The 17,751-nt window shown below is 73.6% G+C and carries 12 protein-coding genes; 5 read left to right on the top strand and 7 right to left on the bottom strand.

Annotation, left to right across the window (positions count from 1 at the left end):
• The 4 genes from DMH08_RS01890 to DMH08_RS01905 all read right to left on the bottom strand — a co-directional run.
• On the bottom strand, nucleotides 1-1,860 hold a 1,860-nt coding region (locus DMH08_RS01890; protein WP_148108576.1), incomplete at its 3' end, for a DUF4132 domain-containing protein.
• Nucleotides 1,861-1,886: 26 nt separating this feature from the next.
• Entirely contained in the window at nucleotides 1,887-4,091 is a 2,205-nt protein-coding gene (locus DMH08_RS01895; protein WP_125611248.1) for a DUF4132 domain-containing protein, read from the bottom strand.
• Nucleotides 4,088-5,986, bottom strand: a complete 1,899-nt coding sequence (locus tag DMH08_RS01900; RefSeq protein ID WP_125611250.1) for a DUF4132 domain-containing protein — start codon at nucleotides 5,984-5,986, stop codon at nucleotides 4,088-4,090. Before DMH08_RS01900 ends, DMH08_RS01895 begins: the two co-directional genes overlap by 4 nt.
• Nucleotides 5,986-8,208: a DUF4132 domain-containing protein gene (locus tag DMH08_RS01905; RefSeq protein WP_158642236.1), complete on the bottom strand. Its 2,223-nt coding sequence runs from the start codon at nucleotides 8,206-8,208 to the stop codon at nucleotides 5,986-5,988. Before DMH08_RS01905 ends, DMH08_RS01900 begins: the two co-directional genes overlap by 1 nt.
• Nucleotides 8,209-8,333: 125 nt before the next feature.
• On the opposite strand from DMH08_RS01905, the gene DMH08_RS01910 reads away from it, so the two are divergent.
• Nucleotides 8,334-9,722: an alkaline phosphatase PhoX gene (locus DMH08_RS01910; protein WP_125611254.1), complete on the top strand. Its 1,389-nt coding sequence runs from the start codon at nucleotides 8,334-8,336 to the stop codon at nucleotides 9,720-9,722.
• Nucleotides 9,723-9,892: 170 nt separating this feature from the next.
• On the opposite strand, the gene coaA is transcribed toward DMH08_RS01910, so the two are convergent.
• Nucleotides 9,893-10,831: a type I pantothenate kinase gene (coaA, locus tag DMH08_RS01915; protein ID WP_199747570.1), complete on the bottom strand. Its 939-nt coding sequence runs from the start codon at nucleotides 10,829-10,831 to the stop codon at nucleotides 9,893-9,895.
• A gap of 122 nt (nucleotides 10,832-10,953) precedes the next feature.
• Between coaA and glmS the strand changes: the two genes are divergently transcribed.
• A complete protein-coding gene (gene glmS / locus DMH08_RS01920) occupies nucleotides 10,954-12,798 on the top strand; it encodes a glutamine--fructose-6-phosphate transaminase (isomerizing) (RefSeq protein WP_125611256.1) in 1,845 nt (614 codons plus the stop codon).
• 140 nt (nucleotides 12,799-12,938) lie between these two features.
• Complete coding sequence (locus tag DMH08_RS39930) at nucleotides 12,939-13,649, top strand: DUF6082 family protein (RefSeq protein ID WP_158642237.1); 711 nt, start codon at nucleotides 12,939-12,941, stop codon at nucleotides 13,647-13,649.
• A gap of 90 nt (nucleotides 13,650-13,739) precedes the next feature.
• Here DMH08_RS39930 and DMH08_RS01930 read toward each other — a convergent pair whose 3' ends face one another.
• Complete coding sequence (locus DMH08_RS01930; RefSeq protein WP_026404106.1) at nucleotides 13,740-13,958, bottom strand: DUF397 domain-containing protein; 219 nt, start codon at nucleotides 13,956-13,958, stop codon at nucleotides 13,740-13,742.
• A 42-nt stretch (nucleotides 13,959-14,000) separates the two neighbouring features.
• A complete protein-coding gene (locus DMH08_RS01935; protein WP_034519614.1) occupies nucleotides 14,001-14,861 on the bottom strand; it encodes a helix-turn-helix domain-containing protein in 861 nt (286 codons plus the stop codon).
• A 225-nt stretch (nucleotides 14,862-15,086) separates the two neighbouring features.
• Here DMH08_RS01935 and DMH08_RS01940 point away from each other — a divergent pair, with 225 nt between their 5' ends.
• Entirely contained in the window at nucleotides 15,087-16,562 is a 1,476-nt protein-coding gene (locus tag DMH08_RS01940; protein WP_125611260.1) for an NAD(P)H-hydrate dehydratase, read from the top strand.
• 55 nt (nucleotides 16,563-16,617) lie between these two features.
• A complete protein-coding gene (alr, locus tag DMH08_RS01945; protein WP_026404108.1) occupies nucleotides 16,618-17,742 on the top strand; it encodes an alanine racemase in 1,125 nt (374 codons plus the stop codon).
• The last annotated feature ends 9 nt before the right edge of the window (nucleotides 17,743-17,751 follow it).

Genomic DNA, 17,751 nt, shown 5'->3' on the forward strand with positions numbered 1-17,751 from the left:
GCCCCACGGTGCGAGGTCGAAGCGGAGCGGGTGCGGGATCGTCACCCGGGCGTCCTCCGGTAGGACGAACGCGTTGTCGTGGACGTCGGCGCACGTGCCGTCCTCGGCGACGCGGAAGGCGGTCGCGTCGGCGGCCCACACGAGGCGGCGCACGACGTGGCGGAGCAAGGGGTGCTCGGCGAAGATCGTGCGGAATTCGTCGGGGGTCCACGACCGTCCGCCGATCATCGCCTGTTCGAGGCGCTTGATCTGCTCGGACGCGACCGCCCGGGCCCCCTTCTTCAGTTCGGCGAAGCGCTTGTAAGCGGCGGGTGCCAGCTCCGGGTCGTCCTTGACGCCCGGCTTCGGCAGGGTCTTGCGGCCCTTGCCCGCTTCGTCCGTCACGAACGGTTTGAGGTGCTCGTCGAACCCGACGACGAACGAGCGGCGCCCGTAGTCGAGCGTCATCGTGCCGTCGGCGTCCAGTCCCAGGGGCGGGACGAGCCGGTCGGCGAGCTGCTCGGTGGTGTAGCCGCGCTCCTTCGCGACCCGCTCCAGGGCCGACTTCGCGAACCGCCGGAGCCGCTTCTGGTCGGCGGCCTTCTCGGCGAGGATGTCCAGGTGCCGCAGGGCGGTGGGTGTGCCGAGGCGGGTGAACAGGCTCAGCACCTCCGTGCCGCCCCGGTTCCAGGTGTCCCAGTTGTCCCAGCGCTTGGCGATCGGGCCCATCAGGTCGGCCGCCCGGTCGTCCCCGAACCGGACGATCGCGTACCCGGCCGCGGGGGACGCCCACGACTTCGTGTACCGGTCGGCGACGTACAGCGCGTAGGCGAAGTCGGCGAGCGACCCGGGATCGAGCGCCTCGACGACCGGCTCGATCCCCGGATAGGTGTTGTCCACGGCGGCGATGGCCAGCAGCGTGATGAAGTGCCGGGTCGCGGACGCGGGCAGCGCGTGCTCGCGGCCGCGCAGCAGCACCTGCGGCAGCTGCCCGGGGTCGAGTTCCGCAGGGACGTCCGGCAGCGGGTCGGGGTAGAGGTCGAGCGGGTCGGTGGTCAGGGCCGAGATGGCGGCCGCGGCCTCGTCCCCGTAGGACCGCGCCGCCTCCACGATCGCCTCGTGCCCGTGCTCCTGCGCGACGAAGCGCAGCAGCTCCTCCGCGCGCCGGCGGGTGGGGCCCGGCTTGCGGAGCGCGGCCGGGACGGTCACGCGCGCGGCGTCGACCCCGTGCAGCTCGCACCAGGTGCGGACACGGTCGCCGTTCCTCCACTCCCCGAAGTGCTTGACCATGACCTGGGCGACCTTGGCGTCGAGGAAGGGCTCGATCCCGTGGAAGAGACTCCTGTTCTTCGCCCCGTGCAGAAGGAACGGGTAGGCGTCGAGCTCGTGGCGGGCCGCGACTCCCCGGTACAACAAGTGGGACGAGTAGGCGTGGCCCCGCCAGGCGACGTACTTCTTGAAGTCGCCGTGGTACGCCTTGTCGAAGCGTGTCACGACGTCCCAGTAGCGCTCGTCGGCGAAGAGCCGCTTCCCGTACTCCGTCGGCGCCTGCATGGCGAGGGCGATGAACGCCCGGTACGTCTCGGCGGGGTCCTCCTCCAGCGCGGCGCCGCTCGCGAACGTCTCGGCGAGCGCTGCCCAGTCGGTGTCGTCCGGCAGCGCCTTGCCACCGAACAGTTCGTCCTCGGGGTTCAGCCATTCCTCGCGCATGCCCGGGGCCCAGCGCACCGTCGTGGGCTCCTTGGACGCCTTGACCTTGAGGACGACCGGTTCCGCGGGGGCCTGCGGACGGGCGCCGTCGCCGGCGGCCCAGGGCGGCCGGACCAGCAGGGGCGGAAGGGCGCTGTCGGGGGCTTCGGGGAAGCTGGGCGTGTCTGTCATGTTTCCTGTTTCGTGGTCGGGAGCGTTCACAGGCGGGTGCCGGTGAGGCGGGCGAGGTCGGCGAGCACCTCGGACGCGGCGACGGGATCGAGGTCGCCGAACGTGACGACTTCGCGGGAGTGGGTTCCGGACAGCGCGATGACCTCGCGGAACGTCTGCTCGGGGTAATCGGCGGGGCTGAGGACGCAGATGCCGGGGCTGAAGAACGCCATCACCCGCCGGCCGTCGCCGGTCGTGCAGATGATCTGGCGCCGGAACCCGCCGTCCTCCGTCTTGCCGAGCTCCCAGCCGCGCGACGTCATGCCCATGACCTGGCCGAAGTGGGCGGTCGCGCCCTCGAATCGCTCGAGCTGCGTCGCGCCCCGCTCGTCCTCGGTCAGGGTGTGGACGGGACGGGCGAGCTGCTCGAACGGCTGCAGGAGCTCGTAGTCGGCGAACACCCCGTCCCACGGTGCGAGGTCGAAGCGGAGCGGGTGCGGGATCGTCACCCGGGCGTCCTCCGGTAGGACGAACGCGTTGTCGTGGACGTCGGCGCACGTGCCGTCCTCGGCGACGCGGAAGGCGGTCGCGTCGGCGGCCCACACGAGGCGGCGCACGACGTGGCGGAGCAAGGGGTGCTCGGCGAAGATCGTGCGGAATTCGTCGGGGGTCCACGACCGTCCGGTGACCATCGCCCGTTCGAGGCGCTTGATCTGCTCGGACGCGACCGCCCGGGCCCCCTTCTTCAGTTCGGCGAAGCGCTTGTAAGCAGCGGGGGCCAGCTGCGGGTCGTCCTTCACGCCCGGCTTCGGCAGGGTCTTGCGGCCCTTGCCCGCTTCGTCCGTCACGAACGGTTTGAGGTGCTCGTCGAACCCGACGACGAACGAGCGGCGCCCGTAGTCGAGCGTCATCGTGCCGTCGGCGTCCAGTCCCAGGGGCGGGACGAGCCGGTCGGCGAGCTGCTCGGTGGTGTAGCCGCGCTCCTTCGCGACCCGCTCCAGGGCCGACTTCGCGAACCGCCGGAGCCGCTTCTGGTCGGCCGCCTTCTCGGAGAGCATCTTCAGGTGCCGCAGCGCGGTGGGCGTCCCGAGGCGGGTGAACAGGCTCAGCACCTCCGTGCCGCCCCGGTTCCACGTGTCCCACCCGTCCCAGCGCTTGGCGATCGGGGCCATGAGGTCGGCGGCCCGGTCGTCCCCGAACTGCAGCAGCGCGGTCTCTGCGGCCGGGGACGCCCACCGGTCCGGGTACCGGTCGGCGACGTACAGCGCGTAGGCGAAGTCGGCGAGCGACTCGGGATCGAGCGCCTCCACGACCGGCTCGATCCCCGGGTAGGACGGCTGGGCCTGCGCGATGGCCAGCAGGGTGATGAAGTGCCGGGTCGCGGACGTGGGCAGCGCCTGCTCGCGGCCGCGCAGCAGCACCTGCGGCAGCTGCTCGGGGTCGAGCTCCGCCGGGACGTCCGGCAGCGGGTCGGGGTACCGGTCGAGCGGGTCGGTGGTCAGAGTCGAGATCGCCGCGGCGGCCTCCTCCCCGTAGGACCGCGCCGCCTCCACGATCGCCTCGTGCCCGTGCCGCTGCGCGACGAAGCGGAGCGCCTCCTCGGCGCGGCGCCGGGTCGGGCCCGGCTTGCGGAGCGCGGCCGGGACGGTCAGCCGCGCGGCGTCGGCCCCGTGCATCTCGTACCAGGCCGTCGCCTGGCGGTCGTTCGGCCACTCGCCGAACGACTTGACCATGAGCTGGGCGACGGCGGGGTCGAGGAACGGCAGGAGCCCGAAGAACTGCCGGTGCTTCTTCGCCCGGTGCATGATGAAGCCCAGGGCCGCGAGGCCGTGCCGGGCGGCGGCGCCCTCGTACAGGAGGTGCGAGGGATGCTCGGTCCAGGTGTCCCAGTAGCGCTCGTCCGCGAGGAGCCTCTCCCCGATCTCCAGGGGCGCCTGCATGATGAGCGCGACGAACGACAGCCGCCGCCGAGGGAGGTCCTCCTCCAGCGCCCCGCCGCTCTCGAAGATCCCGGCGATCCACTCCCAGTCGGTGTCGTCGGGCAGCCGCGGCAGCCGCTTCAGTCGTTCGGGGTCGGTCAGCCACTCCTCGCGCACGCCCGGGGCCCAGCGCACGGCCGTGGGCTCCTTGGGGGCCTTCAGCTTGAGGACGACCGGTTCCGCGGTCCGGGACGCGCGCGCCCACGGCGGGTCGGCGAGCAAGGGCGGAAGGGCGCTCGCGGGGGCCTCCGGGAGGCGGGGCGTTTCCGTCATGTCTCTGCTTTCGGGTTCTGGACGGCCGGTGGCGTCGGGTCGGTCGTGAGGGCGGTGAGGAGCTCGGACACGGCGACGGGGTCCACGTCGCCCCACCGCGCCTGCCGCGCGCCCACCAGGAGGACGGCGTGGAGCTCCTGCTCCGCGTACCGGTGGGGATGCCTGACGTGGATCCCGGGTTCGAACGTGACCATCAGTGCGTGCCCGTCGGGTGTCGTGCGGTGCAGCTGCCGCTGCCGGACCATGCGCAGCGGCGGGGCCGGGAGGCTCCAGCCGCGCGCGGTCAGCGCGACGATCCGGCCGGTCGGGACCCTGGTGCCGCGGAGCCGGCCCAGCGACACCGACGCCCGCTCGCCGTCGGTCAGGACATGGGCGGGACGGGCGAGCTGCGCGAACGGCTGCGACACGGCGTGCCCGGCGAAGACGTCGGCCCACGCCTCGGCGCCGTCCAGGCGGACCGGGTGCGGCAGCGTGATCCGGGCGCCCTCCGGCGGGACGAACGGGACGCCCCGGACATCGGCGAACGCGCCGTCGTCCAGGACGCGGAACGCCGCCGAACCGTCCGGGCCGGGCGGGCTCGCGGACCAGACGAGCCGCCGGGCGAGGCGTCCGAGCAGCGGATGCGCGACGAGCACCTCGCGGAACTCGTCCACCGCCCACGAACGCCCGGACAGCATCGCCTCTTCGAGGCGTCCCGCCTGCTCGGCGAGGACGGCGCGGACGTCGTCCGCGGGGGCGTCCGGGCCGAGCCGCGGGACCAGCCGGTCCGCGAGCTGCTCGGGCGTCAGCCCGCGGACCCGCGCGGCCGTGCCGAGCCGGTCCCGCGCGGCGGCGCGCAGCTCCGCGGCGGCCGCGGTGCGGGCGAGCCGGTCCAGGTGGGCGGGGGCGTCGTCCGGCGCCATCACGGCCAGCACCTCGACGGCCTCGTGCCCGGCCCCCGGCGGGACCGCCGCGCCGTCCCAGCCGCCCATCTCGCGGGCGAGCCGCGCGGCCGTCCGGCCGTCGCCGAGCCGCTGCAGCGCGTACCGGACGTCCGGCGCGGCCCAGCGGCCGTCCGCGCGGTCCCGGTGCTCGTACAGGGCCCAGGCGAGGTCGGCGAGGGACGCGCGGTCGAGGCGGGGGAGGACCTGCTCGCAGCCCCCGTACGGCTCCTCGACCGTCGACATCCGCAGCATCGTGACCAGGGCCCGGACCGCCGGGACGGGCAGCGCCGCGGCCCGCCCGCGCAGCAGCACCCGCGGGAGCCGCTCGCGGACGAACGCCTCGTCCGGTTCGGGCGGCGGGTCGGGGCACTGCAGCAAGGGGTCGAGGCCGAGCGCCTCCACCGCCGCGGCGGCCTCCGCGCCGTACTCCCGCGCCGCCGCGACGACGCACCGGACGCCGTGCACCCGCGCGATCAGCGCCAGCGCCCGTCCGGCCCGGTCGCGCTCGGGGCCGGGGTCGCGCAGCGCGTCCGGGACGACGAACACCGCGGCGTCCCGGCCGTGGCACATGAACCAGACGCGGGCCTGGTCCGCGCGGGCGGAGTCGCCGTCCAGCGCGCCGACCATGACGCGGGCGACGGCGGCGTCCCGGAAGGGCGCGAGAGCCGTCACGAGGCCGTGCCGCTCGGCCGCGTGGAGCAGCAGCGCGAGCGCCGCGAGGCCGCGGCGGGCCGCGATCCGCAGGAGGGCCGCCTCGGACTCCGCGCCGGACCAGGCGTCGAAGTACCGCTCGTCCCGGAGCAGCTCCCGCGCGAGATCGTCCGGGCCGCGCATGACCAGCCAGTAGTACTCGCGGCGCGACCCGGCCGGGTCGCCGCGGAGGCGTTCCGCGACCTCCGCCCAGTCGGTGGCGGCGGGCGGCGCCGGCAGCAGGCCGTGCAGGGCGGCGTCCGGCACGGGGGGAGCGTCCATCACGCGTCCCGGTCCGCTCCGGTCAGCTTCGTCAGCGCGGCGAGCACCTCCGACGCCAGGACGGGCCCGAACTCGTCCAGCGTGCGGGGGCTCCCGTACCGGGAGGCGCCGAGCCGCACCTGGGCGATCTCCTGGACGGGCGCGTCCTCGGGGGTGAGGACGCGGATGCCCGGCTCGATGTGGACGGTGACGAACCGGTCCTTCACCAGTTCGAGCGAGACGTCCCGCTGGTACCCGCCGGTCTCCTTCGCCCCGAAGACCCAGCCCGCGCGGACGAGCCCGAAGATCGGCCCGTTCGGGACGCGCGCGCCCTCGAACCGGGCCAGCCGCGACGCCGCCCGCTCGTCCGGCGCGGGCTCGTGCACGACCCGTCCGAGCTGGGGGAACGGCTGGAGGATCTCGTAGTCGGCGAACACCTCGGCCCAGCCCGCGCGGTCCTTGACCAGCAGCGGGTGCGGGAGCGTGACCGAGGCGTCCGCGGGGAGGGCGAACGCGTCGTCGCGGACGTCGGCGAACGTGCCGTCCTCCGCGATGCGGAACGGGTCGGGCCCGGCGGACCAGACGAGCCGGCGGGCGAGGTGCCGCATCAGCGGATGCTCCGCGAGCACCTCGCGGAACTCGTCCGCCGCCCACGACCGTCCGGTGACCATCGCCCGCTCCAGCCGGGTGATCTGGTCGGCGGCGACGTCCCGGACCTCCTTCCTGAGGTCGCCGAACCGCCGGTACGCGGCCGGGGCGAGGGCGCCGTCGTCCTTCGCGCCCGGCTTCGGGAGCGCCGCCCGCCGTCCGCCGCCCTCGTCGAGCACGTACGGTTCGAGCTCCTCGTCGAAGCCGACGCGGAAGCGGCGCGGCCCGTAGTCGAGCGTCATCCCGCCGTCGGCGTCGAGGCCGAAGTCCGGGACGAGCCGGTCCGCGAGCTGCTCGGTCGTGATGCCCCGCCCCTGAGCGACGGCCTGCAGCCGCCAGTGCGCGTGCACCTGCATCCGCTTGACGTCGGCCGCCTTGCGCGCGAGCCGGTCGAGGTGCCGCAGCGTGTCGGGGGAGTCGATCGCCGTCAGCACGTCCAGCGCCCGCAGCCCGCCCGAATAGACCCGGTTCTTGCTCCACCGGACCATCGCCGCCGCGAGCCGCGCGGCCGTTCCGGCGTCCCCGAGCCGCTGCACCGCGTACTCGGTGCCCGGCGACGCCCAGGCGTTCGGGACGTACCCCTCCGCGAGGTACATCGCCCAGGCGAGTTCCGCGAGCGACGCGGGATCGAGGTGCTCGAAGACCTGCTCGCAGCCCGCGTACGGGTCCTTGACCGAGGAGATCCGCAGCATCGTCACGAGGTTCCGGACCGCCGGCACCGGCAGGGCCGCCTCCCGGCCGCGCAGCAGCACCGGCGGCAGCTTCTCGCGGACGAACTCCTCGTCGGGCTCCGGCAGCGGGTCGGGGAACCGGTCGAGGGGGTCGAGGCCGAGCGCCTCCATCCCCGCGACGGCCTCGTCGCCGTACTCCCGCGCCGCCGCGAGGACGCAGTCACCGCCGTGCTCGCGGACGATGACCGCGATGGCCTCCTCGGCGTGCGTCCGCTTCGGGCCGGGCTTGCGCAGCGCCTCCGGGACGAGGAACGGCACCGCGGCCGGACCGTGCCACGCCGCCCAGGCGCGCCCCGCCGCCTCGTTCCGCTTCCAGCCCTTCAGCATGAGCTGGGCGGTCGCGTCGTCGACGAACGGGACGAGCGCCGCCGCGCAGGTGATGTGCTCCTTCGCGGCGTGCAGGAGCAGCCGGTGCGCGGCGAGCCCGTGCCGGGCGGCGACCCGTTTGAGGTCGTCGACGTACACCCAGCCGGAATGGTCGTCGAAGTACCGCTCGTCCGCGAGCAGCTCGACGGCCAGGTCGTCCGGCCCGTCCAGGACCAGCCAGCGCCACCGGATGCTGCGGTCCCCGCCGCGCAGGCCCTCCAGGGCCTCGCCGCCGCGGTAGTAGTCGGCGACCGCCTCCCAGTCGACGTCGTCCGGGACGGACGTCTCCGACGCCCCGTACGGGCTCGGCGCGCTCGCGAACTCCTCCCGCAGCCCGGGCGGCCACGACTCGGCGGCGGGCGCCTTCGGGCGCTTCAGGCCCTTCACGACGACCGGTTCGGCGGGCGGCGGCGTCCGGCGGCGGGTCCACGGAGGCTCGGCCAGCAGGGCCGGGACATCGCTCGCGGCGGCCTCGGGGACGCGGGGTGTTTCCGGCATCGTTTCCGTTTCATGGTCGGGTCCGGCGGCGACAAAGTGAGCAGGCGGTCGCACACCGTGGGAGATCATGCAGATTACGACGACCGGGTGACAGCGGATCGTTCCGTGGAAATGGGGATTCGGGCATGGCAGTGACGCGTCGGCAGGTCCTCGCGGGGACGGGCACGTTCGGAGCGGGCATCGCGGTCATCGGCGCCGTCGACCACCTGTTCGGCGGCACCACGTTCGGGGACGGCGCCGACGCCGTCGTCGGCCCCGCCCGCGAGACCGGGTACGGGCCGCTCGTCCCCGACCCGGACGGCCTGCTCGACCTGCCGCGCGGCTTCCGGTACACCGTCGTGTCCCGCGAGGGCGACCCGCTGCGGTCGGGGGAGGGCCCGGTCCCGGGCCACTTCGACGGCATGGCCGCGTTCCCCGCGCGCGGCCGGAACGTCCGGCTCGTCCGCAACCACGAGAACCGGCAGGACGCCGAACGGCGCGTCCCCGTCGTCCACGGCCTCACCTACGACCCCGAGGGCCCGGGCGGCTGCACCGTCGTCGAGGTCGACGCGGCCCACCGGGTCCGCGAGGAGCGCGTCGCGATCGCCGGGACGGCCGTGAACTGCGCCGGCGGCCCCACCCCCTGGCGGAGCTGGCTGACCTGCGAGGAGACCGAGGACAAGGCGGGCGACAACGGCTACACCAAGGACCACGGCTTCGTCTTCGAGGTCGACCCCTACCAGCACGGCCGCACCGTCCCCGAGCCGCTCACCGGCCTCGGACGGTTCCAGCACGAGGCCGTCGCGATCGACCCGCGCGACGGCACCGTCTACGAGACCGAGGACGCGTTCGACGAACCGTTCGGCCTGTTCTACCGGTTCCTCCCGAAGAACCCGCGCGGCGGCTTCGGCAGCCTCCGCGCCGGCGGGCGCCTCGAAGCCCTGCGCGTCCCCGACGTCCCGGACCTCTCCGTCGTCCAGGAACCCGGCACGGTGTTCGAGCACGTCGAGTGGGTGGAGGTCCCCGACCCGCTCGCCCGCGAGACGCCCGTCCGCCTCCAGGACTTCGGCACCGGCGTCACCCACGCGCAGAAGCTCGAAGGCTGCTACTGGAGCGGCGACCGCGTCCACTTCGTGTCCAGCTACGCCCGCAGCGAGGAAGGCTCCCACGCCGACCACTACGGGCAGGTCTGGTCGTACGAGCCGCACGCCGGCCGCCTCACGCTCGTGATCGTCTTCGGCCCCGGCGCGGACACCGGAACCCCCGGCGACGCGCCCGACAACATCTGCACGGCCCCGCAGGGCGGCCTGATGATCTGCGAGGACGGCGACGGCGCCCAGCACGTCTTCGGCGTGACCCGCCGCCGCACCGTCTACCCGATGGCCCGCAACCGCCAGAACATCGGCGGCACCGGCACCCCCGAATGGGGCGAGTTCGCCGGCATCACCTTCGCCCCCGACGCCCGCACCATGTTCGTCAACGTCTACACCCCCGGCACCACCTTCGCCATAACCGGCCCCTGGCACCCCCTCTGACCCCGGCGCCCACCCGCGCGGGCGCCCCCGAGCAGGCCGTGGGTCGTTCCGCGCGCGTCGGCCGCCCGCAGCGCGCGTGGCGGCCGGGCGGGTGTCCCTGCGTGGGGGCGGGACTTCCCCCGCGCGGCCGTAGGGCGCTCGGCGCCCGGAGGCCGTGCGGGAGGGGTGGGTCAGATTCGGCGGAGGCGGACTCGTTGGACCGCGTGGTGCTTGTCCTTGTGGAGGACGAGCGTGGCGCGGGCGCGGGTCGGGAGGATGTTCGACACGAGGTTCATCTCGTTGACGTCGCGCCACACGCGCTGCGCGAACGCGGCCGTCTCGTCCTCGTCCAGTTCGCTCGCGTACTTGTGGAAGTAGGAGCGCGGGTCGGTGAAGGCGGTGCGGCGCAGGGCGAAGAACCGGTCGATGTACCACTGCCGGATGTCCTCGACCCGGGCGTCCACGTAGATGGAGAAGTCGAAGAAGTCGGACACGCCGAGGGCGCCGGGCGGCGGCGGCTGGAGGACGTTCAGGCCCTCGACGATCAGGATGTCGGGGCGCCGCACGGTCTGCCGGGCGTCCGGGACGATGTCGTACTCCAGGTGCGAGTACACCGGGATCGACGCCTCCTCCGCGCCCGCCTTGATCGACGAGACGAACCGGACGAGCGCCCGCCGGTCGTACGACTCCGGGAACCCCTTCCGCTCCATCATGCCGCGCTCGGTCAAAATCGCGTTCGGATGGAGGAAACTGTCGGTCGTGACCAGCTCCACGCTCGGGTGCTCGGGCCAGCGGGCCAGTAGCGTGCGCAGCAGCCGCGACGTCGTCGACTTCCCGACCGCGACGCTGCCCGCCACACCGATGATGAACGGTGTGGGCTTCACCTCGTCCCCGAGGAACTCGCTGACGGTGCCGCGCAGTCCGGTGTCGGCGAGGAAGAACAGGTTCAGCAGCCGGGACAGCGGCAGGTAGACCTCCTCGACCTCGGTGATGTCGATCGGGTCCCGCACGCCGCGCAGGGCGTCCAGCTCGCCGGCCGTCAGCGGCAGCGGCGTGCTCTCGCGCAGCCGGCGCCACGCGTCGCGGGAGAGTTCCACATAGGGGCTCGGCACGCCGTCCCATCCGTTCATGCCAGTAACGTAACGGCCTGTTCAGGTCCGTTCCGGGATTTCATCGGGCGTCCACGCTAGCGTCACCCTCCTACGGCGGACGCAGGTAGGGCGGACGTCGCGCAGCGAATAGAGTTGCGGCCATGTGCGGAATCGTGGGGTACGTAGGCGCGCGGTCGGCGCTCGACGTCGTCGTCGAGGGGCTCGCCCGGCTGGAGTACCGGGGCTACGACTCGGCCGGTGTGGCCGTGCTGGCCGACGGGAAGCTGACGACGGCCAAGCGCGCGGGCAAGCTGGTGAACCTGCGCGGGGCGCTGGAGGAGGAGCCGCCGCCGGACGGCACGCTCGGGATGGGCCACACCCGGTGGGCGACGCACGGGGCGCCGACGGACCGCAACGCGCACCCGCACGTCGACTGCACCGGCTCGGTCGCCGTGATCCACAACGGGATCATCGAGAACTTCGCGGCGCTGCGCGCCGAACTGGCCGAGGCCGGGCACGGGCTGGAGTCCGACACCGACACCGAGGCCGTCGCGCACCTGCTGGAGGACGAGCTGAAGGGCGGCGGCGGCCTCGCCGACGCGATGCGCCGCGTCTGCCGCCGCCTGGAGGGCGCGTTCACGCTCGTCGCGATGCACACCGGCGACCCCGACCTGGTCGTCGGCGCCCGCCGCAACTCGCCGCTGGTCGTCGGCGTGGGGGACGGCGAGAACTTCCTCGCCAGCGACGTCGCCGCGTTCATCGCGCACACCCGCGACGCGATCGAGCTCGGCCAGGACCAGGTCGTCGAGCTGCGCGCCGGCGGCGTGACGGTCACCGACTTCGAGGGCCGCCCCGCCGAGGTCAACGAGTACCACGTCGACTGGGACGTGTCGGCCGCCGAGAAGGGCGGCTACGACTACTTCATGCTCAAGGAGATCGCCGAGCAGCCCCGCGCGGTCGCCGACACGCTCCTCGGCCGCATCGGCACCGACGGGCGCCTGCACCTGGACGAGATGCGCCTCGGCGACCGGGAGCTCCGCGAGGTCGACAAGGTCGTCATCGTGGCGTGCGGCACCGCCAACCACGCCGGGATGATCGCCAAGTACGCGATCGAGCACTGGGCCGGCCTGCCGTGCGAGGTCGAGCTGGCGCACGAGTTCCGCTACCGGGACGCGATCCTGTCGCCGACCACGCTGGTCATCGCGATCTCCCAGTCGGGCGAGACGATGGACACGCTGATGGCCGTCCGGCACGCCCGCGAGCAGAAGGCGAAGCTGCTCGCGGTCTGCAACGTCAACGGCTCGACGCTGCCGCGCGAGTGCGACGGCGTCCTGTACACGCACGCGGGCCCCGAGATCGCCGTCGCGTCGACGAAGGCGTTCCTCACCCAGCTCGTCGCCGTCTACCTGATCGCCCTCTACCTCGCGCAGGTCCGGGGCACCAAGTGGGGCGACGAGGTGTTCGCGATGATCCAGCTCCTGGAGCGGATGCCCGAGAAGGTGGACAAGGTCCTCGAGACGATGGAGCCGGTCCGCGAGCTGGCCCGCTCCCTCGCGGGCGAGCGGTGCGTCCTGTTCCTCGGACGGCACGTGGGCTTCCCCGTCGCGCTCGAAGGGGCACTCAAGCTCAAGGAACTCGCGTACATGCACGCGGAGGGCTTCGCCGCCGGGGAGCTCAAGCACGGCCCGATCGCCCTCATCGAGGAGGGCCTGCCGGTCGTGGTGATCGTCCCGCCGCGCGCCCGCGACGTCCTGCACGACAAGATCGTGTCGAACATCCAGGAGATCCGCGCGCGGGGCGCCCGCACGATCGTGATCGCCGAGGACGGCGACGAGTCGGTCGAGCCGTACGCGGACACGCTGATCCGGCTCCCCGCCGTCCCGACCCTGCTGCAGCCGCTCGTCGCGACCGTCCCGCTGCAGGTGTTCGCGTGCGAACTCGCGACGGCGAAGGGCCACGACGTCGACCAGCCCCGCAACCTCGCGAAGTCCGTCACGGTCGAGTAGGCCCCGCGCCGGGCGGGCCCACGTGAACCGGCATTGACCTGACGTGAGGGCTGACGTTCAATCACTTTGTTGATCGGACATCAATCCTTGCGGGGGTCGTGTTGCGTTCTGTCGGGCTTGCCCGGTTTTGGTCGCCGATGATGACGGTGGCGTTCGGTGTCGCGGCCACGATCGTCCTGGTCATTCTCTCGCCTTTTGCGCTGCGCGAGTTGTTCGCGGGGTCCGCTGTCGATTGGCCGTTGCTGAGCAATATCGGCCAGACCTATGGAGCGGTGTCGGCGCTGCTGGCGGCGGGCGCCCTGGCCCTGCTCGGGTTCTCGGTGGCGCTCCAGGCCAGGGAGGTACGCCATGCCCGGGAACAGGCGGCGCGCACGGCGCAATTCGAGTTGATGCGAGTGATGCTGGACGATCCGGTTTATCGAGAGGTGGTCGGCTGGAGTGCCCGGGACGGTCTCGCCCCCGACGATTTTCGGCGAGATCTGTATATCAATCTGCTGCTGAACTGGTGGCGGATGCGCTGGGAGTTCAAGGACATGTCCGAGGCGGAGGTGCGGTACGCCGCTCGGGGGGATCTCTTCTCCGGTAACGCGGGGCGCGACTATTGGCGCCGGCGGGGGGAGGCGCGGCTGTCGTTCGTCGCGAACCGCCGGGCCCGACGGTTCGAGAAGATCTTCGCCGAGGAGTACGAGGCGGCGGTGGCCGCCGGTCCGGTCGGGCCGACGCCGGCCCGGTCGGAGGCCGCCCGCGGGGCCGCGAGCCGGCGGGCGGGGGCGGCGGTGGTCGCCCTGGGGGCGGGCGCCGTCGCGGGGATGGCCTGGCGCGTCCTCGCGCGGCGTGCGCGCGGAGGGTGAGACCCGTGGGCGGAGCCGAGGTCTTCGGTCGAGGACCCCGGCTCGCTTCGCCGTCCTGAAGGGTCTGCGAAGTGCCTGTCGTTCACCTGCTCATCGGGGCAGGTCGAACGCCCCCTCCTTCAACCGGTTGATGAAACCGCTCCAGACGGCGCGGTCGAAGGTCAGGACCGGGCTGCGGTCGCCGTACGCGGCGTCCCGTGCCGCGACGAGTTCGGACGGCGACAGAACGGCGACCTCGACACAGGTTCCGTTCGCGTTGCAGTGCGTGCTTCGCCGCCAGCCGCGCCCGATGACATCAAAATCGGACAATTCACGCCTTTCGCTACTATGTAGGCGCCACTGGCCGATGTGTTACCACAGGTCCCGGGCTTCGCTGATCCGCTGCCGGGTTTCGGCGGGAGTGAGCGCTTGGGTCGCGAGGCTGTTGTGTGCGAGGCGATACATGTGAGTGAATCGCTCATCGGCCGAGTGGCTGATGGTGATGCTTTCGATGTGCACGATATCAGGGAACGTGACGTCGTACGCCGGTGGGAACTGCAAGATGGTGAACGACTCGACGACCACGCTTCGCGGTGCCCCCAGCGGGAGGACCTGCAGGGTGACGTGCGGCAGGTTTCCTATATCGAGCAAGTGGTCGAGTTGCTCGCGCATCACATCGGCGCCGCCGACCCGGCGCCGCATTACGGCTTCGTCGATGACGAGCAGCAACTGAGGCGGTTTAGTCCAATGTAGGAGTTCTTGCCGCTTTATTCGCACCTCGATGCGGCGGGTTATTTCCTGCGGCGGCATGGTGGTTATCTCGTTAAATCCTTCGGTGATCCGCCGCGCATACGCCTCGGTTTGCAGCAGACCGGGGACGCAGTTGCTCTCCCATTGCCGGATGGTGCCCGCTTCGGATTCGAGGGCGATGAAGTCGGCGAGGGGGCGCGGCAGGTCGCGGTAGTCCTCCCACCAGCCGCGCTCGCCGGCGTCGCGGGCGAGGGCGAGGAGGTCGTCGCGGCGGTCGCCGCGGACGTCGTACAGGTCGAGCAGGCGCTGGACGTCGGGGATCTTCGCGCCGGTGCGGGCGTTCTCGATGCGGCTCACCTTGGCGGTGGACCAGGCGAGCCGGTCGGCGACCTCGTCGCCGGTCAGCCGCCTGCTCTCGCGGAGCCGGCGGAGCTCGGCGGCCAGGCGCCGCTGCCGGACGGAGGGACCTCGGGAACCGCTCATAGCACGGGCCTCTCCAGCCCTGACGGACTGCTCTGGGGCGCATCCCGCCGCGGGGGGCGCCGCGGCGCGAATACATCTGGACCGATGCGGAAGATTCTACGGCCGGAGATCCTTACCCGCACATGACGTCGCAAGTTGCACTGCAAGCGTCGAATCGGTCGGGGGCGGGTGCCGGGCGCGTCCGCGTGGCACGCTGGGCATGGTGATCGACTCGAGGAGCCGCGAATGAGGTACGCGCACGAGGTCGGCAAGGTGCGGGAGGCCGAGCACGCGCTGATGGCGCGGCTGCCCGAGGGGACGCTGATGCAGCGCGCCGCGGCCGGGCTGGCGTCGGTGTGCGCGCGGCTGCTGCCCGCGGTGTACGGCGCCCGGGTGGTGCTGCTGGTCGGCGGCGGGGACAACGGCGGGGACGCCCTGTACGCGGGGGCCCGGCTGGCGCGGCGGGGCGCCCGGGTCGTCGCGGTGCAGGCGGGTTCGAAGATCCACGAGGCGGGGCTCGCGGCGCTGCGGGCGGCGGGCGGGCGGCTGCGGGACGGCGCGGACGCCGAGCGCGCGGTGCGCGGCGCGGACCTGATCATCGACGGGCTCACCGGCATCGGCGGCACCGGCGGCCTGCGGGAACCGCACGCGCGGCTCGCGGCGCTCGCGTCGGAGGCGACGGGGTTCGTGGTGGCGTGCGACGTGCCGAGCGGGGTGGACGCGAGCACCGGGTGCGTCGAGGGCGCGGCCGTGCACGCGGACGTGACGGTCACGTTCGGCACCTACAAGCCGGGGCTGCTGATCGATCCCGGGGCGGCGCACTGCGGCGTCGTCGAGCTGGTCGACATCGGCCTCGGCGGCGACCTGCCGGACCCGGACGTCGTCGCGGCGCGGCCCGCGGACGTGCAGCCGCCCGAGCCCGGCGCCGAGTCCGACAAGTACCGGCGCGGGGTCGTCGGCGTGCTGGCGGGCGGGGACGCGTTCACCGGCGCGGCGGTGCTGTGCGCGGGCGGCGCGGTGCGCGGCGGCGCCGGGATGGTGCGGTTCGCGTCGGTGGCGCATCCGGTGGAGCTGGTGCGGCGGCGGTGGCCGGAGGCGGTCACGACCGTGCTGGAGCCGGGGACGCCGGGCGACAAGGCGCTGGAGCAGATCGGACGGGTGCAGGCGTGGGTGGTCGGCCCGGGGCTCGGCACAGGGGAGGCCGCCGCGTCGCTCGTCGCGGCCGTGCTGGCGACCGAGCTGCCGGTCCTCGTCGACGCGGACGGCCTGACGATCGTCGCGCGGCGCCGCGCGCTGCTGCGCCGTCCGGCCCCGACCGTCCTGACCCCGCACGCGGGCGAGCTGGCGCGGCTGCTCGGGGCGGACCGGGACGCCGTCGAGGCGCGCCGCCTGGAGCACGTGCGGCGCGCGGCGGACGAGCTGGGCGCGACCGTCCTGCTGAAGGGGTCGACGACGCTCGTCGCCGAGCAGGACCGCCCGGTGCGGGTGAACCCGACGGGGACGCCGCGGCTCGCGACGGCCGGGACGGGCGACGTCCTGTCGGGGCTCGTCGGGGCGCTGCTGGCGGGCGGCATGTCCGCGCTGGACGCGGCGGCGGGCGGCGCCTACCTGCACGGACTCGCCGGACGCCTCGCGTCCGCGGGCGCGGACGGGCGGGAGGCGCCGATCACCCCGCAGGACGTCGTCGAGGCGATCCCGGCGGCGTTCCGCACGCTCGTGTAGCGACTCACCGTGATCGTGCCCGGTCATGGCCGGGTTGGCGGCACACTGGGTAACCATGAGGGTTCCTGCGGAGGCGCGCGTCGGCCTGGACGCCATCGGCCACAACATCGGGGTGCTGCGCGAGCGTGCGGGCGGCGCCGAGGTCATGGCGATGGTGAAGGCGGAGGCGTACGGGCACGGGCTCGTGGAGGCGGCCCGCGCGGCGCTCGCCGGCGGGGCCGGGTGGCTGGGCGTCGCGAAGCTCGCCGAGGCGCTGCGGCTGCGCGAGGCGGGGGTGCAGGCGCGGACGCTGGCGTGCGTGCTGGTCCCCGGTGAGCCGTTCGCCGACGCGGTCGCCCGCGACATCGATCTCACCGCGGGCTCGCCCGGGCTGGTGGCGGAGATCGCCGCGGCGGCCGGACGGGCGGGACGTCCGGCGCGCGTCCACCTGAAGGCCGACACGGGCATGACGCGCGGCGGCGCCGCCGGGGAGGACTGGGCGGCGCTGGTGGAGGCCGCGCTGAAGGCGGAGGCCGACGGGCTGGTGCGGGTCGCGGGCATCATGTCGCACCTGGCGTGCGCGGACGAGCCGGGCCACCCGTCGATCGCGCGGCAGGTCGCGGCGTTCACCGACATGGTGGCGCTCGCGGAGCGGGCGGGCGCGCGGCCGGAGGTGCGGCACCTGGCGAACTCGGCGGCGACGCTGACGCTCCCCGAGGCCCGCTTCGACCTGGTCCGTCCGGGCATCGCGACGTACGGGCTGACGCCGGTGCCGGCGGCGGGGACGTTCGGGCTGCGGCCCGCGATGACGCTGGTCGCGGACGCCGCGCTGGTCAAGCGCGTCCCGGCGGGCAGCGGCGTGTCGTACGGGCACACGTACGTGACGGAGCGGGAGACGAACGTCGCGGTCGTCCCGGTGGGCTACGGGGACGGCGTCCCGCGGCACGGGTCGAACCTGCTGGAGGTCCTCGCGGGCGGACGGCGGCGGCGGATCGCCGGGCGGGTCTGCATGGACCAGTTCGTCATCGACCTCGGCGACGACGCGATGGCGGCGGGGGACGAGATCGTCCTGTTCGGCCCCGGCGACCGGGGCGAGCCCACGGCGCAGGAGTGGGCGGACGCGCTGGGGACGATCTCGTATGAGATCGTCACCCGAATCGGATCACGCGTGCCGCGGGCGTACTCCGGCGGCGGGGCGTAGGGAAGGCGC

It is taken from the genome of Actinomadura sp. WAC 06369, from assembly GCF_003947565.1.
In the GTDB taxonomy this organism is placed as follows: domain Bacteria; phylum Actinomycetota; class Actinomycetes; order Streptosporangiales; family Streptosporangiaceae; genus Spirillospora; species Spirillospora rifamycini.

Coding starts and splice junctions, on each gene's coding strand:
- DMH08_RS39930 (WP_158642237.1), top strand. CDS start 12,939: ATGACGGTGGCGTTCGGTGTCGCGGCCACGATCGTCCTGGTCATTCTC.
- DMH08_RS01900 (WP_125611250.1), bottom strand. CDS start 5,986: ATGGACGCTCCCCCCGTGCCGGACGCCGCCCTGCACGGCCTGCTGCCG.
- coaA (WP_199747570.1), bottom strand. CDS start 10,831: ATGAACGGATGGGACGGCGTGCCGAGCCCCTATGTGGAACTCTCCCGC.
- DMH08_RS01905 (WP_158642236.1), bottom strand. CDS start 8,208: ATGCCGGAAACACCCCGCGTCCCCGAGGCCGCCGCGAGCGATGTCCCG.
- DMH08_RS01940 (WP_125611260.1), top strand. CDS start 15,087: ATGAGGTACGCGCACGAGGTCGGCAAGGTGCGGGAGGCCGAGCACGCG.
- alr (WP_026404108.1), top strand. CDS start 16,618: ATGAGGGTTCCTGCGGAGGCGCGCGTCGGCCTGGACGCCATCGGCCAC.
- glmS (WP_125611256.1), top strand. CDS start 10,954: ATGTGCGGAATCGTGGGGTACGTAGGCGCGCGGTCGGCGCTCGACGTC.
- DMH08_RS01910 (WP_125611254.1), top strand. CDS start 8,334: ATGGCAGTGACGCGTCGGCAGGTCCTCGCGGGGACGGGCACGTTCGGA.
- DMH08_RS01935 (WP_034519614.1), bottom strand. CDS start 14,861: ATGAGCGGTTCCCGAGGTCCCTCCGTCCGGCAGCGGCGCCTGGCCGCC.
- DMH08_RS01895 (WP_125611248.1), bottom strand. CDS start 4,091: ATGACGGAAACGCCCCGCCTCCCGGAGGCCCCCGCGAGCGCCCTTCCG.